Source organism: Pseudomonas sp. YA1 (genome assembly GCF_058680555.1).
Genome location: NZ_JBZWBG010000009.1, coordinates 183,847 through 209,649 on the forward strand (window position 1 = coordinate 183,847; position 25,803 = coordinate 209,649).

23 protein-coding genes and 2 tRNA genes are annotated in these 25,803 nt (G+C 65.9%); 12 read left to right on the top strand and 13 right to left on the bottom strand.

The features are described from left to right. Window positions 1–3: 3 nt before the first annotated feature. Window positions 4–3,483 carry a PAS domain-containing hybrid sensor histidine kinase/response regulator gene (locus tag AC4OR5_RS14890; protein WP_031638922.1) on the bottom strand — a complete coding sequence of 1,160 codons (3,480 nt, stop codon included), beginning with the start codon at window positions 3,481–3,483 and terminating at the stop codon, window positions 4–6. A 265-nt stretch (window positions 3,484–3,748) separates the two neighbouring features. Between AC4OR5_RS14890 and AC4OR5_RS14895 the strand changes: the two genes are divergently transcribed. From AC4OR5_RS14895 to AC4OR5_RS14910, 4 genes are all read left to right on the top strand, one after another. Beyond that, a complete protein-coding gene (locus AC4OR5_RS14895; RefSeq protein WP_003119682.1) occupies window positions 3,749–4,336 on the top strand; it encodes a GNAT family N-acetyltransferase in 588 nt (195 codons plus the stop codon). 66 nt (window positions 4,337–4,402) lie between these two features. Beyond that, window positions 4,403–5,257 carry an AraC family transcriptional regulator gene (locus tag AC4OR5_RS14900; RefSeq protein ID WP_003091607.1) on the top strand — a complete coding sequence of 285 codons (855 nt, stop codon included), beginning with the start codon at window positions 4,403–4,405 and terminating at the stop codon, window positions 5,255–5,257. A gap of 96 nt (window positions 5,258–5,353) precedes the next feature. Beyond that, window positions 5,354–7,519 (top strand): TonB-dependent receptor family protein, encoded by a 2,166-nt coding sequence (locus AC4OR5_RS14905; protein WP_016253145.1) that lies wholly within the window; start codon window positions 5,354–5,356, stop codon window positions 7,517–7,519. Window positions 7,520–7,693: 174 nt separating this feature from the next. After that, on the top strand, window positions 7,694–9,568 hold the full coding sequence (locus tag AC4OR5_RS14910) for an MFS transporter (RefSeq protein ID WP_003091605.1): 1,875 nt from the start codon (window positions 7,694–7,696) through the stop codon (window positions 9,566–9,568). A gap of 60 nt (window positions 9,569–9,628) precedes the next feature. On the opposite strand, the gene AC4OR5_RS14915 is transcribed toward AC4OR5_RS14910, so the two are convergent. The 4 genes from AC4OR5_RS14915 to rdgC form a co-directional block, all read right to left on the bottom strand. Next, window positions 9,629–9,838: a cold-shock protein gene (locus AC4OR5_RS14915; protein WP_003091604.1), complete on the bottom strand. Its 210-nt coding sequence runs from the start codon at window positions 9,836–9,838 to the stop codon at window positions 9,629–9,631. A 214-nt stretch (window positions 9,839–10,052) separates the two neighbouring features. Then, window positions 10,053–10,367, bottom strand: coding sequence for a quaternary ammonium compound efflux SMR transporter SugE (gene sugE, locus AC4OR5_RS14920; protein WP_003091603.1), 315 nt, complete (start codon window positions 10,365–10,367; stop codon window positions 10,053–10,055). Between the two features lie 139 nt (window positions 10,368–10,506). Continuing rightward, window positions 10,507–11,442 (bottom strand): bile acid:sodium symporter family protein, encoded by a 936-nt coding sequence (locus AC4OR5_RS14925; protein WP_058160253.1) that lies wholly within the window; start codon window positions 11,440–11,442, stop codon window positions 10,507–10,509. A gap of 86 nt (window positions 11,443–11,528) precedes the next feature. Beyond that, the gene (rdgC, locus tag AC4OR5_RS14930; RefSeq protein ID WP_003091601.1) at window positions 11,529–12,449 is read right to left on the bottom strand and encodes a recombination-associated protein RdgC; all 921 of its coding nucleotides are present in this window, start codon (window positions 12,447–12,449) and stop codon (window positions 11,529–11,531) included. A gap of 164 nt (window positions 12,450–12,613) precedes the next feature. Between rdgC and AC4OR5_RS14935 the strand changes: the two genes are divergently transcribed. From AC4OR5_RS14935 to AC4OR5_RS14950, 4 genes are all read left to right on the top strand, one after another. Next, a tRNA-Val gene (locus AC4OR5_RS14935) sits at window positions 12,614–12,689 on the top strand. Window positions 12,690–12,705: 16 nt separating this feature from the next. Continuing rightward, a tRNA-Asp gene (locus tag AC4OR5_RS14940) sits at window positions 12,706–12,782 on the top strand. A gap of 256 nt (window positions 12,783–13,038) precedes the next feature. After that, on the top strand, window positions 13,039–13,800 hold the full coding sequence (bamJ, locus tag AC4OR5_RS14945; protein WP_003091600.1) for a BamJ family beta-barrel-assembly machinery protein: 762 nt from the start codon (window positions 13,039–13,041) through the stop codon (window positions 13,798–13,800). A 369-nt stretch (window positions 13,801–14,169) separates the two neighbouring features. Next, the gene (locus AC4OR5_RS14950; RefSeq protein WP_003109163.1) at window positions 14,170–14,601 is read left to right on the top strand and encodes a YkvA family protein; all 432 of its coding nucleotides are present in this window, start codon (window positions 14,170–14,172) and stop codon (window positions 14,599–14,601) included. Here AC4OR5_RS14950 and AC4OR5_RS14955 read toward each other — a convergent pair. After that, a complete protein-coding gene (locus tag AC4OR5_RS14955) occupies window positions 14,589–15,335 on the bottom strand; it encodes a substrate-binding periplasmic protein (RefSeq protein WP_034003494.1) in 747 nt (248 codons plus the stop codon). The two genes, AC4OR5_RS14950 and AC4OR5_RS14955, sit on opposite strands and share 13 nt — an antisense overlap. 103 nt (window positions 15,336–15,438) lie before the next feature. Between AC4OR5_RS14955 and AC4OR5_RS14960 the strand changes: the two genes are divergently transcribed. The 3 genes from AC4OR5_RS14960 to AC4OR5_RS14970 are packed head-to-tail and all read left to right on the top strand — an operon-like array spanning window position 15,439 to window position 16,587. Further along, window positions 15,439–15,750, top strand: a complete 312-nt coding sequence (locus AC4OR5_RS14960) for a helix-turn-helix domain-containing protein (protein ID WP_003114792.1) — start codon at window positions 15,439–15,441, stop codon at window positions 15,748–15,750. 2 nt (window positions 15,751–15,752) lie between these two features. Beyond that, window positions 15,753–16,118 (top strand): hypothetical protein, encoded by a 366-nt coding sequence (locus AC4OR5_RS14965; RefSeq protein ID WP_003114793.1) that lies wholly within the window; start codon window positions 15,753–15,755, stop codon window positions 16,116–16,118. Then, on the top strand, window positions 16,108–16,587 hold the full coding sequence (locus AC4OR5_RS14970; protein WP_034025192.1) for an SEL1-like repeat protein: 480 nt from the start codon (window positions 16,108–16,110) through the stop codon (window positions 16,585–16,587). The genes AC4OR5_RS14965 and AC4OR5_RS14970 overlap by 11 nt, the downstream gene beginning before the upstream one ends. Window positions 16,588–16,600: 13 nt before the next feature. On the opposite strand, the gene AC4OR5_RS14975 is transcribed toward AC4OR5_RS14970, so the two are convergent. Then, window positions 16,601–18,349, bottom strand: coding sequence for a bifunctional diguanylate cyclase/phosphodiesterase (locus AC4OR5_RS14975; protein ID WP_003109167.1), 1,749 nt, complete (start codon window positions 18,347–18,349; stop codon window positions 16,601–16,603). A 95-nt stretch (window positions 18,350–18,444) separates the two neighbouring features. Continuing rightward, the gene (locus AC4OR5_RS14980; RefSeq protein WP_079992419.1) at window positions 18,445–20,541 is read right to left on the bottom strand and encodes a carboxy terminal-processing peptidase; all 2,097 of its coding nucleotides are present in this window, start codon (window positions 20,539–20,541) and stop codon (window positions 18,445–18,447) included. A gap of 129 nt (window positions 20,542–20,670) precedes the next feature. Between AC4OR5_RS14980 and AC4OR5_RS14985 the strand changes: the two genes are divergently transcribed. Then, window positions 20,671–21,633 carry an NAD(P)H-quinone oxidoreductase gene (locus AC4OR5_RS14985; RefSeq protein ID WP_019371589.1) on the top strand — a complete coding sequence of 321 codons (963 nt, stop codon included), beginning with the start codon at window positions 20,671–20,673 and terminating at the stop codon, window positions 21,631–21,633. 66 nt (window positions 21,634–21,699) lie between these two features. On the opposite strand, the gene AC4OR5_RS14990 is transcribed toward AC4OR5_RS14985, so the two are convergent. From AC4OR5_RS14990 to AC4OR5_RS15010, 5 genes are read right to left on the bottom strand one after another with little or no spacing between them, the layout of a single operon-like run. Beyond that, complete coding sequence (locus tag AC4OR5_RS14990; RefSeq protein ID WP_003091591.1) at window positions 21,700–22,350, bottom strand: HAD family hydrolase; 651 nt, start codon at window positions 22,348–22,350, stop codon at window positions 21,700–21,702. Beyond that, window positions 22,350–23,345, bottom strand: coding sequence for an ABC transporter ATP-binding protein (locus tag AC4OR5_RS14995; RefSeq protein ID WP_003109170.1), 996 nt, complete (start codon window positions 23,343–23,345; stop codon window positions 22,350–22,352). The genes AC4OR5_RS14990 and AC4OR5_RS14995 overlap by 1 nt, the downstream gene beginning before the upstream one ends. 2 nt (window positions 23,346–23,347) lie before the next feature. After that, complete coding sequence (locus AC4OR5_RS15000) at window positions 23,348–24,145, bottom strand: ABC transporter permease (protein WP_003091589.1); 798 nt, start codon at window positions 24,143–24,145, stop codon at window positions 23,348–23,350. After that, complete coding sequence (locus AC4OR5_RS15005) at window positions 24,132–24,971, bottom strand: ABC transporter permease (RefSeq protein WP_003091588.1); 840 nt, start codon at window positions 24,969–24,971, stop codon at window positions 24,132–24,134. The genes AC4OR5_RS15000 and AC4OR5_RS15005 overlap by 14 nt, the downstream gene beginning before the upstream one ends. Beyond that, window positions 24,968–25,777 carry an alkaline phosphatase family protein gene (locus AC4OR5_RS15010; RefSeq protein ID WP_003109171.1) on the bottom strand — a complete coding sequence of 270 codons (810 nt, stop codon included), beginning with the start codon at window positions 25,775–25,777 and terminating at the stop codon, window positions 24,968–24,970. Before AC4OR5_RS15010 ends, AC4OR5_RS15005 begins: the two co-directional genes overlap by 4 nt. Between the last annotated feature and the right edge of the window lie 26 nt (window positions 25,778–25,803).

Below are 25,803 nucleotides of genomic sequence, written 5' to 3' on the forward strand. Positions count from 1 at the left end.
CGCTCAGCGCAGGCTCAGATGGCGGCTGAGCAGGGCCCGCAACGCGGCCGGCTTGACCGGCTTGGACAGGTAGTCGAGGCCGGCAGCATGGATCTCCGCCACCAGTTCCGGCCGCGCGTCGGCGCTGATCACCACGCCCGGCACCGGCTCGCCCAGGCGCGTGCGCAGCCAGGCCATCAATTGCGTACCGGTCTCGCCGTCGTCCAGGTGATAGTCGATCAACGCCAGTTGCGGGCGCATCTCGCTGTCCAGCAGCGTGGCGCATTCCTCGCGGCTGCGCGCGGTCCAGACCTGGCAGCCCCAGCGGCTGAGCAGGCTGTTCATGCCGGCGAGGATGCTGTCCTCGTTGTCCACGCAGAGCACCTGGGCGCCGTTCAGCGCCTGCGCCGGTTCGGTCTTGTGGCCGTTGGCCAGGGCCGGCGGCGCCTGCCGCGCCAGCGGTACGCGGACGCTGAAGACGCTGCCCTTGCCCGGCCAGGAACGTACCTCCAGCGGATGGCCGAGGACCTTGCAGAGCCGGTCGGCGATCGCCAGGCCGAGACCGAGGCCTTTCTCCGCGCGGGTCTGGTGGCTGTCCAGGCGCTTGAACTCTTCGAAGATGACTTTCTGCTTGTCCGGTGGGATGCCCGGCCCCTGATCCCAGACTTCCAGGCGCAGGCAGCCGTCCTCGCGGCGCACGCCGAGCAGCACGTGGCCCTTGGCGTAGCGGAAGGCGTTGGTCAGGAAGTTCTGCAGGATGCGCCGCAGCAGCTTGATGTCGCTGTCCACCCGCAGCTGGCTGCCGCGCAGGCGGAAATGCAGGCCCTGTTCCTGGGCCAGCGCCTTGAACTCGACGCCGAGGGCATCGTAGAGGTTGTTCAGCGGGAACGGGTTGCGTTCGGCGCTGACCCGGCCGCTTTCCAGGCGCGAGATGTCCAGCAGGTCGGTGATCAGGTCCTCGGCGGAACGCAGCGACGAGTCAAGGTGCTGCACCAGGTCGCGGACCTCTCCGGGCAGCGCGTCCTGGTGGGCGAGGGCGGCGGAGAACAGCCGCGCGGCGTTCAGCGGCTGCATCAGGTCGTGGCTGACGGCGGCGAGGAAGCGGGTCTTCGACTGGTTGGCGGCCTCGGCGTTGCTCTTCGCCTCGCTGAGTTCCTGGTTCAACTGCGAGAGTTCCTGGGTACGCTCCTGGACCCGCTGTTCCAGCGACTCGTTGGCGCCCTTGAGGCCCTGTTCGGCCTCGCGGTAGGCGGTGATATCGGTGAAGCTCATGACGAAGCCGCCGCCGGGCATCGGGTTGCCGATCAGCTCGATGACCCGGCCGTTGGGGAACAGCCGCTCGGAGGTGTGCGGAGTGCCCTGGCGCATCCAGTACAGGCGCTTGGCCACGTGCATGTCCGGATCGCCGGGCCCGCACAGGCCGCGATCGGCGTTGTAGCGGATGATGTCGGCGATCGGCCGGCCGACGTAGATCAGCCCGTCCGGGTACTCGAACAGTTCCAGGTAGCGGTGGTTCCAGGCCACCAGGCGCAGCGACTGGTCGACCACGCTGATGCCCTGGGTGATGTTCTCGATCGCGCCCTGCAGCAGGGCGCGGTTGAATTGCAGCACCTCGGAGGCTTCGTCGGCGATCCGCACCACGTCCTCCACCTGCATCTCGCGCCCCTCGATGGCGGCCTTCACCACCGCCCGCGCCGAGGACGCGCCGAGGACCCCGGCGAGCAGGCGCTCGGTGTGCGCGATCCACTCGTTGTTGGCGGTCTGGTTCGGGGTGAAACCCTTGCCCTGGCGGTAGGCGAAGCGGATGAAGCTTTGCCGCGCGCGTTCCTCGCCGACGAAACGCGCGGCGAGCATCAGCAGGTCTTCCACCTGCACCGCGAGCATGAAGCGCGAGTTCTGCCGCTGGGAGATCTCCTGGCCGATGAAGCGGCTGGCCTGCCAGTGCTCGGACACGCGGGTGCGCGAGAGCACCGAGACCAGGCCGAACAGGGCGAAGTTGCCGACCAGCGAGATCAGCACGCCCTGGGTCAGCGGCTCGATCGGCAGGCCGAAGGGATTGCTTGCCAGCCAGGTCAGGCCGGGGATGCGCTCCAGCGGCCAGCCGAGGCCCTTGGCCACCACCGGCAGGACCAGCGTATAGGCCCACAGCAGCGAGCCGGCGGCGAGGCCGGCGAAGACCCCGCGGCGGTTGGCCTGTTTCCAGTACAGCGCGCCGATCATCGCCGGGCCGAGCTGGGCGATGGCGGCGAAGGCGATCTGGCCGATGGTCGCCAGGCTGGCGCTGGAGCCGAGCAGGCGGTAGGCCACGTAGGCGAGCAGCAGGATCACCGCGATGCTCACCCGGCGCACGGTCAGCAGCCAGTGACGGAAGGCCTCGAAGGGCCGTTCGGTGTCCTTTTCCCGGCGTCGCAGCAGCCACGGCAGGAGCATGTCGTTGGAGACCATGGTCGACAGCGCGACGCTGGCGACGATGACCATTCCGGTGGCGGCCGAGGCGCCGCCGATGAACGCCAGCAGGGCCAGCGCCGGGTGCGCCTCGGCCAGCGGCAGGCTGATGACGAAGGAGTCCGGCATTACCCCGGCGGGCAGGTGCAACTGGCCGGCGAGGGCGATCGGCACCACGAACAACGCGGCCAGCACCAGGTAGATGGGGAACACCCAGCGCGCCAGGTTGAGGTCGCGTGGCTCGATGTTCTCCACCACGGTGACGTGGAATTGCCGCGGCAGGCACATGATCGCGGTCATCGCCACGCCGGTCTGCAGCAGCATCGCCGGCCAGTGCACGGTCTCTTCCCAGTAGTCGGCCAACTGCGGCGCGGCGCGGGCCTGGGAGAAGAGATCGGCGAAGCCGTCGTAGAGGCCGAAGGTGACGAAGATGCCCACGGCGAGGAAGGCGGTGAGCTTGACCAGCGACTCGAAGGCGATGGCCAGGACCATGCCGCGGTGGTGTTCGGTGACATCCAGGCTGCGGGTACCGAAGACGATGGTGAACAGCGCCAGCACCAGCGACACGATCAGCGCCGTGTCCTGGGCGCGGGTACCGGTGGAGTCGGCGCCGGAGCCGATCAGCAGATTCACCCCGAGGACGATGCCTTTCAGTTGCAGGGCGATGTAGGGCAGCACGCCGACCATGCAGATCAGCGCCACCACCACCGCCAGCGCCTGCGACTTGCCGTAGCGGGCGGCGATGAAGTCGGCGATGGAGGTGATGTTCTCCTGCTTGCTGATCATGATCATCTTCTGCAGCACCCAGGGCGCGAACAGCATCAGCAACACCGGTCCGAGGTAGATCGGCAGGAACGACCAGAGCTGGTCGGTGGCCTGGCCGACCGCGCCGAAGAAGGTCCAACTGGTGCAGTACACTGCCAGGGAGAGGCTGTAGACCCAGGCGCGCAGGCGGGGTGAGAGCGGGGTGCGGCGACGGTCGCCATAGAAGGCGATGGCGAACAGGATGGCCATGTAGACCAGGGCGACCACGGCGATCAGCCCGATGGACAGCGACATGCGAACTCCGATGATGTCCCCGCGTGAAGCTGGCGTGAGGCGGGGGTCTTGCTTTCGCGCCAGTTTCGCACTTGTCGGCCCGCGCGTCAGGCCGCCTGCGACCAAGGTCGCACGCATGCTTGAGCCGGACGCGCGGAGTTGGTAGCGTGCCGGGCTGCGTGAGCGCGGACGGCCCCGGCGGCCGGCTGTCCGTTCATCGTAGCCGGTTTCGGCTGCGGCACTAAACGCGGCCGCTACGCTCTGATGGGAGCGGAGTTTTGCGTCGATGTCGAGGAGGGCGCCCATGTTCAAGCCGCTACCGATCACCCTGCAGCGCGGAGCCTTGCGTCTCGAGCCGCTGGTGGAAGCGGACATTCCCGAGCTGGTGAGCCTCGCCGAAGCCAACCGCGAGGCGCTGCAGTACATGGATGGACCGACGCGGCCGGACTGGTACCGCCAGAGCCTCGCCGAGCAGCGCGAGGGCAGGGCGTTGCCGCTCGCCGTCCGCCTCGGCGTGCAACTGGTCGGGACCACGCGCTTCGCCGAATTCCTTCCCGCCTTGCCGGCTTGCGAGATCGGCTGGACCTGGCTCGACCAGGCCCAGCACGGCAGCGGCCTGAACCGCATGATCAAGTACCTGATGCTCAAGCATGCCTTCGACAACCTGCGCATGGTCCGCGTGCAGCTCAGCACGGCGGCGAGCAACCTGCGCGCCCAGGGCGCCATCGACAAACTCGGCGCGCAGCGCGAGGGCGTACTGCGCAACCACCGGCGGCTGGCCGGCGGGCGGCTAGACGACACCTTCGTCTACAGCATCACCGACCACGAATGGCCGCAGGTCAAGGCGGCGCTGGAAGCCAGCTTCACCGGCTGAAGCCGGTTCCGTCGCTCCTGCGGTATGCTGGGCGGCCCGTCCGGACGGGCGAACGAGGAGACGGCAGTGCCGGACGAGACGAGCGGAGAACACACGCATTTCTGGCGCGCCGCCGAACTGGGCGGCGTCGAACTGCTGCACGCGCGCTATGTGGAGCAGCGCTTCGCGCCGCATGTGCACAGCAGCTTCGCCCTGGTCATCATCGAGCAGGGCGCGCAGCGCTTCCGCCATCGTGGCGGCGAGCACCTGGCCCCGCTGGGCAGCATGGTGCTGATCAACCCCGACGAAGTGCACACCGGCTCCAAGGCCCATGATGCCGGTTGGCTCTATCGCGGCTACTACCCGGAAATGGAGCAGATCGACGGGATTCTCGACGAGCTGGAAATCCATCATGGCGGCGTGCCGCGTTTCGCCGACAGCGTGATCCACGACCAGCCCCTGGCACGCGCCTTCGTCCACTTGCACCGCCTGCTGGCCGAGCATGCCGGCAGCCTGGAAACCCAGACCCGCTGGCGCGAGACGATGCTCGCCCTGTTCCGTCGCCACGCCCGCCTGCCAGAAGCGCCGAAGGCCGGGCAGGAGCCGTTGGCGGTGGCCCGCGCCCGCGAACTGCTGGCGGCGCGGTTGCTCGATCCGCCTTCGCTGGAGGAACTGGCGGCGGCGGTCAATCTGTCCCCGTTCCATTTTGCCCGGGTCTTCCGTCGCGCCACCGGCATGCCGCCCCACGCCTGGCTCAGGCAGCGCCGCCTGGAGCAGGCCAGGGCACTGCTCAAGAGCGGCCGGGCGCCGCTGGAGGTGGCCCTGGAGCTGGGCTTCGCCGACCAGAGCCACCTCGGTCGCCAGTTCAAGCAGGCCTACGGGGTGGCACCGGGTGAATACCGCTCGGCCTGCGCGCGCTCGTCCTTGACGACATACGAATAAGTCAAGCTCACATTTGCAAATCATTTGTATTTACGTTCTTTACGATTTGCCGTAATTTTGCGCCCCACTTTTTCCTGCGTCCCTGGGGGAGCCTCGATGTCGTCCGTGAGTTCGTTGTCGCGCCTGGCCGTCGCCATCGCGCTGGGTGTGTCCATGCAGGCGGCGCAGGCCGAAGAGGAAGCCAAGGAACTGGGCACGGTCACCGTGGTCGGCGACTGGCTGGGCGAAGCCGACCAGGCGGTGGTGCAGAACCATCCCGGCGCGCGCAGCGTGGTGCGTCGTCGGGAAATGCTCGAGAGCGGTGCGCAGAACGTCCGCGACGTGCTGCGCAAGGTGCCCGGCGTGCAAGTGCAGGACAACAACGGTACCGGCGGCAGCGACATCTCCCTGAACGTCGGGGTGCGTGGCCTGACTTCACGCCTGTCGCCGCGCTCGACGGTGATGATCGACGGCGTGCCGGCGGCGGTGGCGCCTTACGGCCAGCCGCAGCTGTCGATGATGCCGCTGTCCATCGGCAACCTGGAGAGCATCGACGTCGTGCGCGGCGCCGGCTCGGTGCGCTACGGCCCGCAGAACGTCGGCGGGGTGATCAACTTCGTGACCCGGGCGATTCCGGAGAAGTTCTCCGGCGAAATCGGCACCACCATCGAGCATGCCGGCCACGGCGGCTGGAAGAAGCTCAACCAGGCGTTCCTCGGCGGGACCGCCGACAACGGCCTGGGCGTGGCGCTGCTGTATTCCGGGGTGAAGGGCGCCGACTACCGCGACGGCAACAACGACAACGATATCGATGACGTGCTGCTCAAGACTCATTGGCAGCTCACCGACAGCGACCAGTTGGCGGCCAACTTCCACTACTACGACGCCTACGCCGATATGCCGGGCGGCCTGACCCAGGCGCAGTACGACGACGATCCCTTCCAGTCGGTGCGCGACTGGGACAACTTCCGTGGTCGGCGCAAGGACTTCTCGCTGAAGTACACCCGCCAGGTCGACGACCTCACCCAGTTCGAGGTGCTCACCTACTACAGCGACAGTTTCCGCGGCAGCAGCATCGCCGCGCGCAACCTCAGGACCATCACCTCGTACCCGCGCGACTACCATGTGTTCGCGGTGGAGCCGCGGGTCTCGCGGATCTTCTTCGCCGGCCCGACCACCCAGGAGATCGGCATCGGCTACCGCTACCTGAAGGAAGCGATGAACGAGCGCGCCAGCCAACTGGCCCTGGTCGACAATGTGCCGACCGTGCGTCCCGGCTCGGACGGCCATACCTACCAGGACCGTACCGGCGGTACCGAGGCCAGCGCCTTCTACATCGACGACAAGATCGATGTCGGCAACTGGACCATCACTCCCGGCATCCGCTTCGAGAAGATCGACAGCGACTGGCGCGACCGCCCGGTGCTCGGCCTGAACGGCAAGCCGGTGCAGGAGAAGAAGCGCAGCAAGGACTACAACGAACCGCTGCCGGCGCTGAGCCTGATGTATCACTTGAGCGACGAGTGGAAGCTGTTCGCCAACTACTCCGAATCGTTCGGCAGCCTGCAGTATTTCCAGCTCGGCCAGGGCGGCAGCGGCAACGATACCGCCGCCGGCCTGGAGCCGGAGAAGGCCAAGACCTACGAACTGGGCACGCGCTACGACAACGGCAGCTGGGGCGGCGAGATCACGCTGTTCTACATCGACTTCGACGACGAGCTGCAGTACGTCAGCAACGACGTCGGCTGGACCAACCTCGGCGCCACCAAGCACCAGGGCATCGAGACTTCCGGCCACTATGACTTCGCCGCTCTCGATCCGCGCCTGGACGGCCTGTCGGTCTACGGCAGCCTCACCTATACCCGCGCCACCTACGAAGGCGACATTCCCTCCTTCAAGGGGCGCGACCTGCCGCTCTACTCGCGCCAGGTGGCCACCGCCGGGGTGCGCTACGAGGTCGACCACTGGACCTACAACCTCGACGCCTTCGCCCAGTCCATGCAGCGCGCGCCAGGGCTGAGCACCGACAGCCAGGGCAACTTCACCCACAACTACATCACCGAGCCCAGCGCCGACGGCCAGTACGGCGACATTCCCGGCTACGTGACCTGGAATGCCCGCGTCGGCTACGACTTCGGCCCGCAGGCGTCGAACCTGAAGCTCGGCCTCGGGGTGAAGAACCTGTTCGACAAGCAGTATTTCACCCGCTCCAGCGACAACAATTCGGGAATCTACGTGGGTCAGCCGCGAACGCTGTTCATGCAGGCCAGCGTCGGTTTCTGAATATTCGGATGCGACTTGGCGCATCGTCCGACGACAGGCGTCCTGCGGCAACGCGGACGCCTGTTCTATGATGGGCGCGGAATTTCCATCGGAACGCTGTGGCCTGATCCGCGGTCCATGCAGTCCAATCGATGACGGGCTTCCTTTCGGCGGCCACGCAAGGTAACAAGGACGATGACCCAACATTCGCAATTCGCCCTGCTGGGCAAGCGGCGTTTCCTGCCGTTCTTCATCACCCAGCTGCTCGGCGCCTTCAACGACAACATCTTCAAGCAGTCGCTGATCCTCGCCATCCTCTATCACCTCAGCGTCAGCGGCGACCGCAGTCTGCTGGTCAACCTCTGCGCGCTGCTGTTCATCCTGCCGTTCTTCCTGTTCTCGGCACTGGGCGGACAGTTCGGCGAGAAGTACAACAAGGACGCGCTGATGCGCGCGCTGAAGCTGGCCGAGGTGGGCATCATGCTGGTCGGCGCTGCCGGCTTCGTCTTCGGCAGCCTGCCGCTGATGTTCGTCGCGCTGTTCGCCATGGGCACCCACTCGGCGCTATTTGGCCCGGTGAAGTATTCGATCCTGCCCCAGCACCTGCACGAGGACGAACTGGTCGGCGGCAACGCGCTGGTGGAGATGGGCACCTTCCTGGCGATCCTGGCCGGCACCATCGGCGCCGGCGTGCTGATGTCCCATGCGCATTACGCGGCGGCGGTGGCCACCGCGGTGGTGCTGGTGGCCGCCTGCGGCTACCTGGCCAGCCGCGGCATTCCGCGAGCGGCGGCGGCGCTGCCGGGGTTGAAGCTCGACTGGAACATCTTCGCCCAGTCCTGGAGCATCCTCCGCCTGGGGCTCGGCCAGCGCCCGGCGGTCTCGCGCTCGCTGGTGGGCAACTCCTGGTTCTGGTTCCTCGGCGCGGTCTACCTGACGCAGATCCCGACCTTCGCCAAGGAATGGCTGCACGGCGACGAAAGCGTGGTGACCCTGATCCTCACCGTGTTCTCGGTGGGCATCGCGCTGGGCTCGATGCTGTGCGAGAAGCTTTCCGGTCGCAAGGTGGAGATCGGCCTGGTGCCGTTCGGCTCGATCGGCCTGACCGTCTTCGGCATCCTCCTCTGGTGGCACGCCGGCGGCATTCCCCCAGGCGAGGCGCCCTACGACTGGCTGGCGGTGCTGCGCCACCATGAGACCTGGGCGGTGCTGGCCGACATCCTGTTCATCGGCATTTTCGGCGGCTTCTACATCGTACCGCTGTACGCCCTGATCCAGGCGCGCACCGACGAAGACAAGCGGGCCCGGGTGATCGCCGCCAACAACATCCTCAACGCCTTGTTCATGGTCGCCGCGGCGCTGGTCTCGATCCTCTTCCTCAGCGTCGCCAAGCTGTCGATCCCGCAGCTTTTTCTCGCTCTGTCGCTGATGAACGTCGCAGTGAACGTGTACATCTTCAAGATCGTCCCGGAATTCACCATGCGCTTCCTGGTCTGGCTGCTCAGCCACACCATGTACCGGGTCCGGCATGTGAATCTGGAGGCGATCCCGGACGAGGGAGCGGCGGTGCTGGTGTGCAACCACGTCTCGTACGTGGACGCGCTGCTGATCGCCGGCTCGATCCGGCGGCCGGTGCGCTTCGTCATGTACTACAGGATCTTCTCGCTGCCGGTGCTCAACTTCGTCTTCCGCACCGCCGGCGCGGTGCCCATAGCGGCGCGCCACGAGGACGAAGGGATCTACGAACGAGCCTTCCAGCGCATCGCCGACTACCTGAGGGACGGGGAGCTGGTGTGCATCTTCCCTGAGGGCAAGCTGACCGCCGACGGCGAGATGAATGAGTTCCGCGCCGGGATCGAGCGGATCATCGAGGAAACCCCGGTTCCGGTGATCCCCATGGCGCTGCAGGGCCTGTGGGGCAGCTTCTTCAGCCGCGACCCGAACAAGGGCTTCTTCCGCCGCCTGTGGTCGCGGGTAAGCCTGGTGGCCGGCGAATCGGTGGCGCCGGGGGCGGTGGAGCGCCTCGACCTGCAGGCGCGGGTGACGAGCTTGCGCGGCGAAGCTCGTTGATCGATCCGCAGAAACGAAAAAGCCCCGGCGATGCCGGGGCTTTTTTTGGCGAACTACAAGTTAGATAACTTGTACTTCGTCGGCTTGCAGGCCTTTCTGGCCGTTGACGACCACGAAGGAAACCTTCTGGCCTTCCTGCAGGCTCTTGAAGCCGGTGCCCTGGATGGAACGGAAGTGAACGAACAGGTCGTTACCGCTTTCCGGGGTGATGAAGCCGAAGCCTTTGGCGTCGTTGAACCATTTTACGGTGCCGTTCTGACGATTCGACATGGTGTAACTCCTGAAACAAAGTTGATTGCGGCGACGGAAATATCCGAGCCGGTAGGTACTGAGTTGCAAAGAGTACGAGGAGCCGAGGCGATGAGCGGACCGAGATCTACCACACCAGGTCACGATTCACTGTGACCCAAGCAAGCACAGTGGTCGCAGAGTACGCGATAAAACTGCGGAAAGCGATACCCCTCGGAGCATATTCGATGGATGTCTAATGGCTCAGCTTGAGGCCGACCAGTCCGCAGACGATCAGCGCGACGCTGGCCAGGCGCAGCAATGCCATGGATTCGCCGAACAGGACGATCCCGGCGATTACCGTGCCGACCGCGCCGACCCCGGTCCAGACGGCATAGGCGGTGCCCAGCGGCAGGTGCTTCATGGCCAGGCCGAGCAGGCCCAGGCTGACCAGCATGGCGAGCGCCGTGAGGACCGTGGGAAGCGGCTTGCTGAAGCCTTCGGTGTATTTCAGACCAACGGCCCAGCCCACTTCGAACAGGCCGGCGAAAAACAGGATGATCCAGGACATGGCGATCTCCAGGGCAACGGGTGGCGGGGCCGTCCCCGTTCGATCACCGGCCGGAGGCGGGTGGTGAGGTCGTCCTCACTGCGTGCGGTATTTTGCATGGTTCATCGGTCGGGACAAGGCTTCCCGACCGGGACCCAGTTCAACGCGGCGTATCTTCCATACGCCGGAACAGGGCGGCCAGCAGCGAACCGGAGAGATTGTGCCAGACGCTGAACAGCGCGCTGGGCACCGCTGCCAGGGGCGAGAAATGGGCGTTGGCCAGCGCCGCGCCGAGCCCCGAGTTCTGCATGCCGACTTCGATGGCCAGGGCCTTGCGCTGCGCCAGCGGCATGCCGGTCAGCTTGCCGGTGAGATAGCCGAGCGACAGGCCGAAGCCGTTGTGCAGCATCACCACGGCCATGATCAGCAGGCCGGACTCGGCGATCCGCGCCTGGCTGGCGGCCACCACCGCGGCGATGATCACCACGATGCTGAATACCGAGACCAGCGGCAGCACCTCCGCCACCTGCCGGGTGCGCTCGCCGAGCAGGCGCTGTGCCAGCAGGCCGAGGGCGATGGGCACCAGCACCACCTGGAGGATCGACAGGAACATCGCCGCGAATGACACCGGCAGCCAGGCCGAGGCCAGCAGCCAGACCAGCGCCGGCGTGACCAGCGGGGCGAGCAGGGTGGTCACCGAGGTGATCGCCACCGACAGGGCGACATCGCCACGGGACAGCCAGGTCATCACGTTGGAAGCGGTGCCGCCGGGGCAGCAGCCGACCAGGATCACGCCCACCGCGATCTCCGCCGGCAACTGCAACAGGCGACAGAGCAACCAGGCCAGGCCGGGCATGATGACGAACTGGGCCAGCACGCCGATCAGCACCCGTATGGGGTGCCGGGCGACCTCGCGGAAGTCTTCGCCCTTGAGCGTCAGGCCCATGCCGAACATCACCAGGCCGAGCAGCGGCGCGATGGCGACGGTGAGCGGGAGGAACCAGGCCGGCCGGAAGAAGGCGAGGATGGCGAACAGCAGGACCCAGAACGGGAAGCTGGCGCTGACGAAACGGCTCAGGGCGGTCAGGGCATGCATGGGCTTTCCTTGTTATTGGACGGCCGCCAGTCTGCCATGCCGGGCGCGACTCTCCCAGCGGCGGGCGCCGCCGGGAGAGCGGGGCGTCAGACGCCCTGGGGGATTTCTTCGCCGCCGAGGGCCTCGAAGAGCGCCGGAAGGAATTCGGCGAAGGTCAGCATCATCAGGGTGAAGCTGGCATCGAGCTGGCCGAGGGCGTCTTCGCCGCCGTCCTTTTCCGCCTGCTCCTGCAGCAGGTCTTCGAAGCGCAGGCGCTTGACCGCCAGCTTGTCGTCGAGGACGAAGGACAGCTTGTCCGACCAGGCCAGGGACAACTGGGTGACCAGCTTGCCGGCGGTGAGATGCAGCTGGATTTCCTCGCTGGTCAGGTCCTGGCGCTTGCAACGGACCACGCCGCCGTCCTCGTGGGTGTCGCGCAGCTCGCATTCGTCGAGCACGTGGAAGTCGCCGGCGGCTTCCTGGGTCTTGACCCAGTCGGTGAGGGTCGCGGTCGGCGCGACCTTCACGCTCAGCGGGCGTACCGGCAGGGAGCCGAGCGCTTCGCGCAGCGTCGAGAGCAGGTCTTCGGCCTTCTTCGCGCTGGCCGAGTCGACCAGGATCAGGCCGAGGCTCGGCGCGATCGCGGCGAAGGTGCTGGAGCGGCGGATGAAAGCGCGCGGCAGCAGGGTCTGGACGATCTCGTCCTTCAGCTGGTCGCGTTCCTTCTTGTAGACCTTGCGCATCTGCTGGGCTTCGATCTCGTCGACCTTTTCCTTCAGTGCGTCACGCACGACGCTGCCCGGCAGGATGCGCTCTTCCTTGCGTGCCGAGATCAGGAAGAAGTCCTGGCTGACGTGTACCAGCGGTGCGTCCGGGCCTTTGCCGAACGGCGCGGTGAAGCCGTAGGTGGTCAGCTCCTGGCTGGCGCAGGGGCGGGCGGGTTTTTCGCCGAGGGCTTTCTCGAGGGAATCGGCATCCAGTTGCAGATCCTGGGTGAGGCGGTAGACGAGCAGATTGCGGAACCACATGGGGTCGTTCTCTCCGGGCACAAAGGACCCATTATTCCGCCGCTGGCGGCTCAGGCCAACCCCGGTCCGTCGCTAACTCCTTGGAACGGCAGAAAATTTTTTTCATCGAGGGGCTTGCCAGGGGCCGAATCGCTCCGTAGAATGCGCCCCACTTCGAGAGTGAAGGGTGATTAGCTCAGCTGGGAGAGCATCTGCCTTACAAGCAGAGGGTCGGCGGTTCGATCCCGTCATCACCCACCAATCTCGCAAGTTACGCGCAGCGGTAGTTCAGTCGGTTAGAATACCGGCCTGTCACGCCGGGGGTCGCGGGTTCGAGTCCCGTCCGCTGCGCCATTTCCTTCCTTCGCTTTATCTCTTGCGCTTCCTTCCCGCTTCATAATTCGACGTTTTTCGACGCTTCCTTTCCGCTGTTCTTCTGTCCTCGTTCCACGCGTTCGTTCTGCTATCTCCTTCATTTTTCGGAAAGTTCGGCCTTGAACTTATCCGCGCGCACCTGTTCCTATTGCCCATAGCCACTGGTCGCGACAGCCTGCTAAGCTCGCGGCTTCATCGAATATGCCCGAGCGGCGAACAGATTAAAGGACTCAGCATGAAACAACATCGGTTGGCAGCAGCGATCGCACTGGTCGGTCTGGTTCTCTCCGGCTGCGATTCGCAGACCAACGTTGAGTTGAAGACCCCGGCGCAGAAAGCTTCCTATGGTATCGGCCTGAACATGGGCAAGAGCCTGTCCCAGGAAGGCATGGACGACCTGGATTCGAAAGCCGTCGCCAAGGGCATCGAAGACGCCCTCGGCAAGAAGAAGCAGCAGCTCACCGATGAAGAGCTGACCGAAGCCTTCGCCTTCCTGCAGAAACGTGCCGAGGAGCGCATGGCCGCCATCGGCGACGAAAACGCCAAGGCCGGCAAGAAGTTCCTCGAGGAAAACGGCAAGCGCGACGGCGTGACCACCACCGCTTCCGGCCTCCAGTACGAAATCGTGAAGAAGGCCGATGGCCCGCAACCGAAGGCCACCGACGTGGTGACCGTCCACTACGAAGGCCGCCTGACCGATGGCACCGTCTTCGACAGCTCCATCGAGCGCGGCAGCCCGATCGACTTGCCGGTCAGCGGCGTGATCCCGGGTTGGGTCGAAGCCCTGCAACTGATGCACGTCGGCGAGAAGATCAAGCTGTACATCCCCAGCGAGCTGGCCTACGGCGCGCAGAGCCCGAGCCCGGCGATCCCGGCCAACTCGGTACTGGTCTTCGACATGGAACTGCTCGGCATCAAGGATCCGTCCAAGCCGGACGCGGAGCCCGAGGCCGGTGCCGCAGCGCAGCCCGAAGCCAAGGCGGACGCGAAGAAGTAATTCTTCCGCCGCGATGCATGAAACGCCCCGTCCATGACGGGGCGTTTTCATTTGCGGATTCGGCTGAACCCAGGCGCTGCCGCGAGGGTCTGAAAACAGGTCGAGGGCACGGCCGGTGTTACCCTTATGCACACATTTGTCGCACGTCGACCCGACCTACGGTATTGACCTCGGGTTGTCCGTTGCGCTAGGTCAAACCCTTGATTTTCAATGCTTTTAGAGCATTGTCTAAAAAGTGTCCGATCTGTCGGAAAGCCTGTAGCGACGGGCTTCTCGCCGACGGAAGGGGGGGCTGTTCACAAGGTTATCCACAGTATGCGTGGATAACCCGGAGAGCCTCGGCGGCAAGCGCTTGAGCGAGGTGGAAGGATGGATGCACCACGAGGATTCAGTCGTTACCTGGGGATCGCGGAACGTTTCCTGGCCCGTGGCCGGGTGCCCGCCTTGTTGATTGCGGTAGCACGCAAGCGCTCGCGCCTGAAGCTGGTGAAGAGCGACCTGCGCCTGCTGCAGGAACTGCTGGTGGCCTGGGTTCGCGGCGAATACCGCGGACTCAGCCGCCAGGCGTTGCTCTCGGTGATCGCGGCGCTGGCCTATTTCCTTTCGCCGGTGGATATCGTCCCCGACTTCATCTTCGGTGTCGGCTTGCTCGACGATCTCGCCGTCCTGGCCTGGGTAGTGCGTCGCTGGCAGTCCGAGCTGGATGCCTTCAAGGTCTGGCGCGACGCCCAGGGCGTCGAGACGCAGCAGGCGCTGCGAGAGCTGCCGGCTCCCAGGGCGGAGCGCGTTCAGGGTTCCTGAGGGGGTCGCAGGCTGTTTTCCAGCAGGCGCTCGATGCTGCCGTCCCTGACCATCTCGTCGAGCACCCGGTCCATACTTTCGACGGGGACCGGCAGTTGTCCGCCATAGATGCAGTGCATCCGATAGCTCTGCAGTACCAGCGGACTGACGCTCAGGCCCAGCTCGGGATGCTGGCGCGTCAGGTAGAGCAGCGGGCGGCGCATGTCCACCGCGGCGTCCAGGCGCGAACGCTTGAGCATCTGCACGCGACTGGCCAGGTCGCGGGTATCTTCGCGGCGAATTTCCCCGGCAGCGAAGGCCTGCATGAGATCGTCCGCGTAGACATAGCCTAGACTTGTACCCAGGGTCTTGCCGCGCAGCTCGGCGAAGTCGCGGATCGCCGGACGGTCGTCGCGCTGCAGCAGGACGTCCTGCTCTTCGAAGAGGGCGGGAGACCAATGGTAGCGTTCGGGTTTGCTATCCCATCCGGGGTTGGAGTTGCAGATCACGTGAATATGTCCGCTGGCCATGAAGCCGTCGATCCTTCGGTTCGGCGTTTCTACGAAACGCAGCGACAATCCCAGCCGCTGCGCGACCCGCTCCCCCAACTGGCGGGTGAAGCCGCCTTGCAGCTGGTGATCGACGATGTCCACGTAGGGCATGCCGTCGGCGGGGCTGAAGCCCCAGCGCAGCTCGCCGGCGAAGGCCTGTCCGACTCCCAGCAGGATGCACAAACCAAGACTTCTCCGGCGCACCCGTGGGCTCCTCCACCAGGCAGACTGTGTGACCAGGGCAGCAGTATAGCCAGTCCGCAGCGGCGCGGTGCCTGATAAGATGGCGGCTTGCAAGGAGACCGACATGAATGTCCAAGTGATCACGCGAGACGGCGAGGCGGAATACGCGGTGTTGCCCTGGGCCGAATACCAGGCGTTGCTGGCCGCCGCCGGTCGCCCGGCCGCCAGTGTCGCGGTGGAGACGACCGCGCCGGCGCCGCCTTCCGCGAGTCTGCTGGAGCGCCGCGAGGCGCGCGGCCTGAGCCTGGAACAGGTGGCCCGGGAGGTCGGTATCAGCCCTTCCTACATGGCGATGATCGAACGCGGCGAACGCGAGGCCAGCGAGGCCATCCTGTTCGCCCTGGAGCGTGTGCTGGGCAAAGCGACGGGGGCCTGACCTTGAGTGTGCTGATCAGCCGTAAACACTGGGATAGCCTGCTGCTGGAAATCGAGGATGCGCGTCGCCAGCGTCATCTGCTCACCTACCGGGCGCTGATCGAGCGCCTGCAACTGCCGACTCCGGCGATGACCACCCTCACCGCGGCTCTCGAGCACCTGGCATCGCTGGATGCGCGCTCGGGGCGTCCGTTGCGCAGTTCGCTGGTCATCAGCCAGGGCGCAAGCCGCTTGCCACGCACCGGTTTCTTCGAGTGCGTGGAGCGCCTCGGGCGTTTTTCCGGTCCGCCGGACGGCCCGGCCGCGGCTGGCTGGCATGCGGCGGAAGTGGTCCGTGTCTTCGAATTCGAGTATCCCGATGAACTCTGAATGGATCTGGCGCCTGCGCGCCCGCCTCGGTTACGGCGTGGCTCGGCAGTTGCTGGGCTGGCCCTGGCTGGTCAAGCAGCCGCGAGCCTGGCAGTGGATGCAGGGGCAGTTCTCGCGCATGGCCAACCTCGGACACCGCGACGCCCAGGCGTTCTACGGTCACCTGCTGCTGTTCCGTGGACAGGGCTTCGGCGCGCGCGAGGAGGGCCTGCGCCTGCTGCGCCTGGCTGCCAGCGCGGGCGATGGGAAAGCGGCCTACCAGCTCGGCGTGCAGGCGCTCAAGGGCGACAGCCGGCAAGCGCCCGACGCGCTGGCAGCCAGCCGCCACTGGGCACTAGCGGCAGAGGCGGGCCACCCGCTGGCGGCGCGCAAGCTGGCGGAACTCTACCGCGATGGAGGCCCGGGCCTGGCGCCGGACAGCGAGCGCGCCGAGTACTATGCGCAACGGGCGTCCGCGCTCGGTCTCTAGCTGAACGAACGGTTCAGGCGGCCTCGATCAGGTGCAGGCTGTAGCCTGGCACCGCCTTGGCCTGGCGCTTGGCTTCGGAGGCCAGCGTCGCCAGGTGCGCGGCATCCATTCCCTGGCAGGCTTCGGCCGGTAGATGCACCACGCCGACGGACAATGACAGCAGCGGGTACTCCTCGCGCTGGCCATGGCGGTTGTGCGCAACGAAACAGCCGGCTTCCAGGTGCTCGCGGCTGTAGAAGCGCCGGCATTGGCTCTGGAAGGTTTCCAGCAACCGGTCGATCCGTGTGCGCCAGTCCTCGGGGCCGAGCACCAGCATGAAGTCGTCACCGCCGATATGGCCGACGAAGTCGCTGCCCGGGTCGATCCGTTCGCTCAGGCACTGTGCCAGGCACAGCAGGACCTCGTCGCCGCGGGCGTAGCCGTAGAGATCGTTGAAGGGTTTGAAGCTGTCGATGTCGATGTAGCAGATCACCGCCTCGCGCCTTTGTTGCAGCAGGCGTTCGAGGCATTGCTGGATCGGCACGTTGCCGGGAAGCAAGGTGAGCGGATTGGCGTGCCGCGCCTGCTGGAGCTTTTCCTCGGTGATCAGCCTGAGCACGTCGATCACCCGGCCCATGCCCGCATAGTGCCCGCCGCGGGTGACGATGAAATCTTCCTCGATACGCTGGCGTGCGCGGCTGGTCAGCAGGCGGCTGACCTGCTGCAGGGTCTGGCCGAGTTCCACGGCGAGAAAATCGTCGCTCATCAGGCGGCTGATCGGCTTGCGCAGGAACAGGTCGCAGGCGAAGGGCCGGAGCAAGGCGTCGGTGAGCGCGTGGCGATGGACGATGCCGATGGGACGCCCCTCTTCGTCGAGGATCGCCAGGGAGTTCAGGTTGGCCTGGCGGCGGAAGATTTCCACCACTTCCTGGGTCGAGGTGCGAACGTCGACCGCGCGCTGTTCCAGCAGCAGCGCACGCAGGTCGCCGTGCTCGTCGCTGGAAGACTGGCTGGGGGCGCCAGCGCTGGGCAGCATCTGTTGTACGTCGCTCGCCGGGTGTTCCTGCGGGCGGCCGAACAGATAGCCTTGCACCAGGTCGACCCCCATCTCGCTAAGCACCGCCAGTTCCTCGGGCAGTTCGATGCCTTCGGCGATGACCTGGGCGCGAGAGGCTCGGGCCATCTTCAGGATGGAGCCGACGAACTCGCGTTTCACGGTGTCCAGGTGGATGCCGTCGACGAAGTGGCGGTCGATCTTCACGTAGTCCGGACGCAGTTCCGACCACAGGCGCAGGCTGGAGTAGCCAGCGCCGAGGTCGTCGAGGGCGATGGAGAAGCCCATGGCGCGATAGTGGTGCAGCGCGGTGTCGAGCAGGTCGAAGTCGTCGATGGGGGTCTGTTCGGTCAGTTCGATCACCACCCGGTTCGGCGAGATCCCCAGCTGTTGCAGCAATTGCAGGGTGCGGCCGGGCGGATGGCCGGCTTCGAGGAGGGACTCCGGAGAGACGTTGAGGAACAGCATGGCGTCGCCCTGGATGTCGCGGAAGCGGCTGAAGGCGCGTTGTCGGCAGAGCAGTTCCAGTTCGCTCAGCCGTCCGCATTGGCGGGCCACGGCGAACAACGCCAGGGGCGAGTGCAGCGGGCTGTTGGACGGACCGCGGGTTAGCGCTTCGTAGCCGACCAGACGCCGTTCGGAAAGCGAGAGGATGGGCTGGAACAGGCAGTGCAGGTCGCCGTGGGCCAGGATGCTGTCCAGGGCGCTCAACTGCTCGGTGACGGTCATGGAACGCTCTCGTCGCAATGAAAAAGGGCCGGTTGTGCAACCGGCCCCGTATTTCACGACAGTCCCGTGACTGTTTTATGACGCTCCCGCTGAACTCAGTGCTTGGCCACCGCCGAGTTGAGGTTCAGGTAGTCCAGCAGGATGTGCCCGGACTCGGTGAGGTAGGCGTCGTCCTGCGGCTTGGTCTTGTCGTCCTCTTCCGGCAGGGCGTTCTCGTCCTCGCGCTTGAGTTCCTTCAGCGGCTCCTGGCCCTTGGACTTGCGCAGGGCGTTCTCCATGGCCAACTGGCGGTTCTCGATGCTGGTCTGCTGGGCGCGGCGCTTGGCCTCGTTCAGGCTGACGGTCTTCTCCTTCATCAGCTCCTGGGCCAGCGCCAGGCGCTCGCGGGCGTAGACGAAGTCGGCGTTGTTCTCGGTGCGCGCGTCGTGCTGGGCCTTGAGTTGCGCGAGGAACGGCTTGAACGGGTTGGCCTCGTCCTTCACCACCGGGCGGATGGTGTCCCAGGGCATCGAGTCGGGCAGGGCGCTTTCGCCGATTTCCTTGTCGTCGACGATGGACGGGTAGCTGATGTCCGGGATCACGCCCTGATGCTGGGTGCTCTGCCCGGAGACACGGTAGAACTTCGCCAGGGTCAGCTTCAGTTCGCCGTGGTTGAGCGGCTGGATGGTCTGCACGGTGCCCTTGCCGAAGGTCTGTCCACCGAGGATCAGCGCGCGGTGGTAGTCCTGCATGGCGCCGGCGAAGATCTCCGAGGCGGAGGCCGAGAGACGGTTGACCAGCACGGCCAGCGGGCCGGTATAGAAGGCCTTGCCTTCGTCGTCGTTGAGCACGTCGACGCGGCCGTCGCTGTTGCGCACCAGCACGGTCGGGCCCTGGTCGATGAACAGGCCGGTCAGCTCGGTGGCTTCCTGCAGGGAGCCGCCGCCGTTGTTGCGCAGGTCGAGGACGATGCCGTCGACCTTGTCCTTCTGCAACTCGGCGACCAGCTTCTTCACGTCGCGGGTGGTGCTCTTGTAGTTCGGGTCGCCGGCGCGGTAGGCCTTGAAGTCCAGGTAGAAGGCCGGCAGGTCGATCACGCCGAGCTTGTAGCTGCGGCCTTCGTGGTCGACCTTGATGATGGATTTCTTCGCCGCCTGGTCCTCCAGCTTCACCGCCTCGCGGGTGATGGCGACGATCTTGCTGGTCTGGTCGTTCGGCGCGTTGCTCGCCGGAATCACTTCCAGGCGTACCTGGGAACCTTTCGGCCCGCGGATCAGCTTGACCACTTCATCCAGGCGCCAGCCGACCACGTCGACCATTTCGCCCTTGCCCTGGGCGACGCCGATGATCTTGTCGGAGGTGGCGATCTGCTTGCTCTTCGCCGCCGGACCGGCCGGCACCAGGCGTACGACCTTGACGTAGTCGTTGTCGCTCTGCAGCACCGCGCCGATGCCTTCCAGCGAGAGGCTCATGTTGATGTCGAAGTTTTCCGCGTTGTCCGGCGACAGGTACTGGGTGTGCGGATCGTAGGACTGGGCGAAGGCGTTGATGTAGGCCTGGAAGATGTCTTCGCTGCGGGTCTGCTTCAGGCGCGACAGTTGGTTCTTGTAGCGCTTGGTGAGCTGTTCCTGGATCGCCTTGTCGTCCTTGCCGGTGATCTTCAGGCGCAGGACCTCGTCCTTCACCTTCTTGCGCCAGAGGTCGTCGAGCTCTGCGGTGTCCTTCGCCCAGGGGGCCTTCTCGCGGTCGATCAGCAGGCTCTCGTCGACGCTGAAGTCGATCTTGTCGACGCCCTTGTCGAGCATCGCCAGGGCGTAGTCGAGACGGCTTTTCAGGCGGTCGAGGTGACGCTTGTAGATGACGAAGCCGGGATCGAGATCGCCGCTCTTGAGGAAGTCGTCGAACCTGTTGCGCCAGCGATCGAACTCGGCGATGTCGCCGGCGGTGAAGTACATCCGCGCCGGATCGAGCATCTTCAGGTAGCTGTCGTAGATCTTGGCCGAGCGTTCATCGTTCAGCGGCGGCTTGTTGTAGTGGTGCCGCTTGAGCAGCTCCACCACGTTGAGGCTGGCGATGACCTGCTCGCGGTCCGGCTGCAGGCTGTCCCAGGAATTCTGGGCGCTGCCGACGGAGACGGCGGTCGAGGCGAACAGCGGCAGCGAACTGGCGCCGAGGAGGAGCAACAGGGCGGTACGGGGCAGAAAACGCTTCATGCTGATTCGACTGATCGCGGAGTAATGACGCATATTAGGCCTTATTAGCCGGCGCCGGGTTCCCTTGGCGCAATGCAAAAAGCCCGACTCTGGGTGATCGGGCCGTGACAACCCCACTATGGAGGCAGCGTGAACGCATTGCAAGGTATCGAAGGTCGTGTCGAGTGGTCGGAAATCGCCGCCCCGTCCTGCGGTCAGGGCGAAATCCGCATCCGCGTGGCGGCCGCCGGACTCAACCGCGCCGACCTGTTGCAGAAGGCCGGGCTCTACCCGCCGCCACCCGGCGCCAGCCCGGCGCTGGGGCTCGAGTGTGCGGGTGTGGTCAGCGAGGTGGGCGCGGGCAGCACCTGGCAGGTCGGCGACCGGGTCTGCGCGCTGCTCGCCGGCGGCGGCATGGCCGAGGAAGTGGTGGTGGACGCGCGCCACGTACTGCCGGTCCCGGCAGGGCTGAGCCTGGCGGAGGCGGCGGGGATTCCGGAGGTCTACGCCACGGCCTGGCTGAACCTGTTCCAACTGGCGGCGTTGCAGCCCGGCGAGAAAGTGCTGCTGCACGCCGGCGCCAGCGGCGTCGGTTCGGCCGGCATCCAATTGTGCAAGGCGTTCGGCAACCCCTGCTGGGTCAGCGTCGGTTCTGCCGAACGCCTGGCCTACTGCGAATCCCTGGGCGCCGCCGGTGGCGCGCTGCGCAAGCAGAGCCTGGAATCGCTGCGCGATTTCGCCCCGTTCGACGTGATCCTCGACCCGGTCGGTGCCCGCTATGCCGGGTTGAACCTGGAGCTGCTGCGGAGCGACGGGCGCTGGGTGATCATCGGCCTGATGGGCGGCCGCGAGGCGCAACTGGACCTGGCACAACTGCTAGGCAAGCGCATCCAGTTGACCGGCTCGACCCTGCGTACCCGCGATACCGATTTCAAGGCGCAACTGATTGCCGAGCTGGGATTGAAGGTCTGGCCATTGTTCTCCGCCGGGAAACTCCGTGCGCAGCTGGAGCGAACCTTCCCGATCGGCGACGCCGAGGCGGCGTTCGAGGCGCTGGCGAGCAACCAGGTGCAGGGCAAGGTCGTGCTGGTGGTGGACCCATCGCTGGCCTGAGGAGCCGCTTCGGCACCGTCGAGGCGATGGAAAGCGCGATCCGCTCGCGCTTTCGCGGCGAGCCTGTCAGCGCCAGGCGTTGACCGGCCAGCCCATTTCCTTGGCGTAGGCGAGCAGGGTCGGGTCCGGATTGACCGTGTTCGGATGGCCGACCAGCTTCAGCAGCGGCAGGTCGTTGCGCGAGTCCGAATAGAACCAGGCGTCGGCCAGTTGGCGATCGTCTCCTTCCAGCAGGTCGAGCAGACGCAATACCTTGCCTTCGCGATAGGTGAGGGTGCCAAGGGTGCGGCCGGTGTAGTGTCCGTCGAGCACTTCGAGATCGATGGCGAGGACTTCGTCGACGCCGATCCGCGCCGCGATCGGCTTGACCAGGTGCACCCCGGATGCGGAGACGATCAGCACCCGGTCGTTGGCGCTGCGGTGGCGCGCCAGGCAGGCGCAGGCGTCGCTGTAGATCAGCGGCTCGATGACCTCCTCGACGTAGGCCTCCACTTCCCGCTCGACTTCCTCGACGCTGCGACCGATCAGCGGTTGCAGGGTGTAGTCCATGTACAGGTCCATGGACAGCTTGCCTTCGGCGTACTGCTCCATCAGTTCGGCGTCGCGGCGGACGAAGGATTCGTCGACCCAGCCGAGACTCGCCATGCGCTGGCTCCACAGGCTGGAGCAGTCGCCGTGGATCATGGTCTCGTCCAGGTCGAAGATCACCAGGCTCATCAAGCTACCTCTCGAATACTGTTGCGATCGATGACCAGCGTCAGCTGACTGCCGGCCGGATACAGGCGGTCTGCGCTGCGGTTGAGGACGTCGACGGTGAGTTCCACCCCGGCGGCCTCGACGCGGTAACGGATCACGTTGCCGAGCAGACTGTGCGAGCGTACCAGCGCCGGCACGCCTTCGCTCGGTTCGTTGCCCAGGCGCAGGGATTCCGGGCGGATCGCCACCTGTTGCGCGCAGGGCTGGCCGAGCAGGCGACTGGCCTGTTCGGCGTCGAGCAGGTTGTAGTTGCCGATGAAGCCGGCGGCGAAGGCGTTTTCCGGCGCGGTGTAGAGGGTCTCCGCGTCGCCGCTCTGGACGATGCGTCCGGCGTTCATCAGGACGATGCGGTCGGACAGGGTCAGCGCTTCTTCCTGATCATGGGTGACGAACACCGTGGTCAGCCCCAGCTCCTGCTGGATGCGGCGGATCTGTTCGCGCAGGTGCTTGCGGATGCGCGCGTCGAGGGCCGACAGCGGCTCGTCGAGCAGCAGCAGGCGCGGGCGCGTCACCAGCGAGCGGGCCAGCGCCACCCGCTGGCACTGGCCGCCGGAGAGTTGGTGCGGGTAGCGTGCGGCGTACTCGCCCAGTTCCACCAGTTCGATGGCTTCGGCGACCCGCTGCTTCAGTTCCGCCGCCGGCACCTTCTGCATGCGCAGGCCGAAGGCGACGTTCTGTTGCACGGTCATGTTGGGGAACAGCGCGTAGCTCTGGAACACCATGGCGATCCCGCGCTTCTGCGGCGGCAAAGGCACCACATCCTCGCCGTCGATGAGGATGCGCCCGCTGTCGACCTCGGTCAGCCCGGCGATGCAGCGCAGCAGGGTGGACTTGCCGCAGCCGCTGGGGCCGAGCAGGGTGACGAACTCGCCGCGGGCGGCGGCGAAGTCGATATCGCGGAAGATGCTGGTGGCACCGTAGCTCTTGTCGAGCTGTTCGACGCTGACGAACGACATGATCAGGCCTTGTCCTTGTTCAGTCGGTTGGCCGCCCAGGTCAGGACCAGGACGAACACGAAGTAGGAGACCACCACTGCGCTGGTGTAGTGGCCGCTGCTGTTGCGCATGTTGTTGAGGAACACCTGCAGGGTCTCGTAGCGGGTACCGACCAGCAGGTTGGCGAAGACGAATTCGCCGATGAGGAAGGAGAACGACAGCAGCAGGGCCACCATCACGCCCTTGCGCAGGTTCGGCAGCACGACCAGCAGCGCCGCCTTCCAGGTGCTGGCGCCGAGCAGGTGGGCGGCGTCCATCAGGTCGCGCAGGTTGATCGCCTGCAGGTTGTTGGTGATCGCCCGGTACATGAACGGCAGGGCGATGGTGAAGTAGCAGCCGACCAGCACCCAGGGCGTGCCGATCATTTCCAGCGGCCCGCTGGCATAGAGTTGCAGCAGGCCCACCGAGGAGACGATCGGCGGCACCGCGAAGGGCAGCAGGATGAGCACGTTCATCACGCCGTCCAGGCGCGGGAAGTGGTAGTGGATGACGAACATCAGCGGCAGGATCAGCAACACGCTGAACGCCAGGGCGCCGAAGCAGACCAGCAGCGAGCGGGCGAAGGCCAGCAGGAAGCGCTGGTCGCTCCACAGCGTCAGGTACCACTTCAGGGTCAGGCCGTCCGGCAGCAGGGTCGCCGACCACTGGGTGGCCAGCGAGTAGAGCAGGGTCGCCGCCAGCGGCAGGACCAGGATCAGGAACAGCGCGCAGACCACCAGGCGATGGTAGAGCGCGGCAGGACGTCGATCAGCGCGCGACATGGTAGCTCCTGCGCAGCAGCCATTGGTGGACCAGGGTGATCAGGGTCATCAGGCCGACCAGCACCATGGCCAGGGCGCTGGCCATGTTCGGGTCGGGGAACACGTCGCCGGCGACCAGCGCGCCGATGCGGATCGGGATCACGTTGAAGTTGCCGGTGGTCAGCGAGTACACCGTGGCGTAGGCGCCGAGGGCATTGGCCAGGAGGATGACGAAGGTGCCCAGCAGTGCCGGGGTCAGCACCGGGATGCCGATGTGTCGCCAGTACTGCCAGCCGTTGGCGCCGAGCAGCGCGGCGGACTCGCGCCAGTCCTCGCGCAGGGCGTCGAAGGCCGGGTAGAGCAGCATCACCCCGAGGGGGATCTGGAAATAGGTGTAGAGGATTATCAGGCCGGTCTTCGAGTAGAGATTGAAGTCGTCGATCCAGCCGGCCTGCTTGAGCAACAGGGTCAGCGCGCCGTTGAAGCCGAGCAGGATGATGAAGGCGAACGCCAGCGGTACCCCGGCGAAGTTGCTGGTCATGTTGGAGAAGGCCATGACGAAGTCGCGCAGGCGGCTGTCGACGTGGCGCAGCGAATGGCTGCCGAGCACCGCGATGAGCAGGCCGAGCAGGCTCGACCAGCCGGCGATCTCCAGGCTATGGCGGATCGCCTGGCGGTAGAAGGGCGAGCCGAACAGCTCGAGGTAGTTGGCCAGGCTCCAGGCATCGCTGGCCTTCAGGCTGTTCAGCGCGACCCAGGCCAGCGGCGCTATCTGGAAAATCACGAAGAACGCCGCGAAGGGCAGCAGGAACAGCAGCGCCAGCCATTTGCCGGAGAGTCGTTTCATGGGGCGAGCAGCTCCCGGCAGACGGGTTTGTCGTGGGCGGCGCCGAGGATTTCGCAGAGCGTGCCGCAGAGGTCGGTCTGCAGCGGTTGCGCCAGGTCGTCGCGGCTGAAGGCGTCGCCGAAGACGAACAGCGGCACCTCGCGCTCCTCCTCGAGGATGCCGCCGTGGCTGCGGTCCTCGTTCATTCCGTGATCGGCGGTGATCGCCACCTGGTAGCCGGCCGCCAGCCACTGGTGCAGGTATTCCGACAGCAGCGCGTCGGCGCGCCGCGCGGCGTTGCGGTAGGCGGGGCTGGCGAGGCCGTGCCTGTGCCCGGCGTCGTCGATGTTCATCGAGTGGACCAGCATGAAGTTCGGTGCGTGCCGGCGGCGCAGGCTTTCCGCATCGGCGAACAGGTGCGAGTCCGGATAGTGGTCGTTCCAGTAGAAGTGTCCGCGCTGGATCGGCAGTGCGCTGTCGTCGGTGTGGCGGTCGCGGGCCGGGTCGAACGGCGCGCGGTTGTACAGTTCGCTGACCCAGTGGTAGGCCGCTGCCGCGGTACTCAGGCCGGCCGCGCGGGCATAGTGGAACAGGCTCTGTTCCTGGCTCAGGCGGACCACGTCGTTGTGCAGGATGCCGCTATCGATCGGCGGCACTCCGGTGAGGATGCATTCGTAGAGCGGCCGGGACAGCGAAGGCAACTCGCATTCCAGGCGGTACGACTGGCCGCGGCCGGCGCCGCAGAGGGCCTGGAGATGCCCCATGCAGTCGCGGGCGACGCTGTGGTTGAGGCCGTCCAGCAGGACGAGGATGACGTCGTGGCGCATTCGGGGTATCCGTCGATGCGGGGCGG

Bases quoted from the DNA above. Each gene is read 5' to 3' on its own strand.
- AC4OR5_RS14890 (WP_031638922.1), bottom strand. From the start codon at position 3,483: ATGTCGCTGTCCATCGGGCTGATCGCCGTGGTCGCCCTGGTCTACATG.
- AC4OR5_RS14895 (WP_003119682.1), top strand. From the start codon at position 3,749: ATGTCGAGGAGGGCGCCCATGTTCAAGCCGCTACCGATCACCCTGCAG.
- AC4OR5_RS14905 (WP_016253145.1), top strand. From the start codon at position 5,354: ATGTCGTCCGTGAGTTCGTTGTCGCGCCTGGCCGTCGCCATCGCGCTG.
- AC4OR5_RS14910 (WP_003091605.1), top strand. From the start codon at position 7,694: ATGACCCAACATTCGCAATTCGCCCTGCTGGGCAAGCGGCGTTTCCTG.
- AC4OR5_RS14915 (WP_003091604.1), bottom strand. From the start codon at position 9,838: ATGTCGAATCGTCAGAACGGCACCGTAAAATGGTTCAACGACGCCAAA.
- sugE (WP_003091603.1), bottom strand. From the start codon at position 10,367: ATGTCCTGGATCATCCTGTTTTTCGCCGGCCTGTTCGAAGTGGGCTGG.
- AC4OR5_RS14925 (WP_058160253.1), bottom strand. From the start codon at position 11,442: ATGCATGCCCTGACCGCCCTGAGCCGTTTCGTCAGCGCCAGCTTCCCG.
- rdgC (WP_003091601.1), bottom strand. From the start codon at position 12,449: ATGTGGTTCCGCAATCTGCTCGTCTACCGCCTCACCCAGGATCTGCAA.
- bamJ (WP_003091600.1), top strand. From the start codon at position 13,039: ATGAAACAACATCGGTTGGCAGCAGCGATCGCACTGGTCGGTCTGGTT.
- AC4OR5_RS14950 (WP_003109163.1), top strand. From the start codon at position 14,170: ATGGATGCACCACGAGGATTCAGTCGTTACCTGGGGATCGCGGAACGT.
- AC4OR5_RS14960 (WP_003114792.1), top strand. From the start codon at position 15,439: ATGAATGTCCAAGTGATCACGCGAGACGGCGAGGCGGAATACGCGGTG.
- AC4OR5_RS14970 (WP_034025192.1), top strand. From the start codon at position 16,108: ATGAACTCTGAATGGATCTGGCGCCTGCGCGCCCGCCTCGGTTACGGC.
- AC4OR5_RS14975 (WP_003109167.1), bottom strand. From the start codon at position 18,349: ATGACCGTCACCGAGCAGTTGAGCGCCCTGGACAGCATCCTGGCCCAC.
- AC4OR5_RS14980 (WP_079992419.1), bottom strand. From the start codon at position 20,541: ATGAAGCGTTTTCTGCCCCGTACCGCCCTGTTGCTCCTCCTCGGCGCC.
- AC4OR5_RS14990 (WP_003091591.1), bottom strand. From the start codon at position 22,350: ATGAGCCTGGTGATCTTCGACCTGGACGAGACCATGATCCACGGCGAC.
- AC4OR5_RS14995 (WP_003109170.1), bottom strand. From the start codon at position 23,345: ATGTCGTTCGTCAGCGTCGAACAGCTCGACAAGAGCTACGGTGCCACC.
- AC4OR5_RS15000 (WP_003091589.1), bottom strand. From the start codon at position 24,145: ATGTCGCGCGCTGATCGACGTCCTGCCGCGCTCTACCATCGCCTGGTG.
- AC4OR5_RS15005 (WP_003091588.1), bottom strand. From the start codon at position 24,971: ATGAAACGACTCTCCGGCAAATGGCTGGCGCTGCTGTTCCTGCTGCCC.
- AC4OR5_RS15010 (WP_003109171.1), bottom strand. From the start codon at position 25,777: ATGCGCCACGACGTCATCCTCGTCCTGCTGGACGGCCTCAACCACAGC.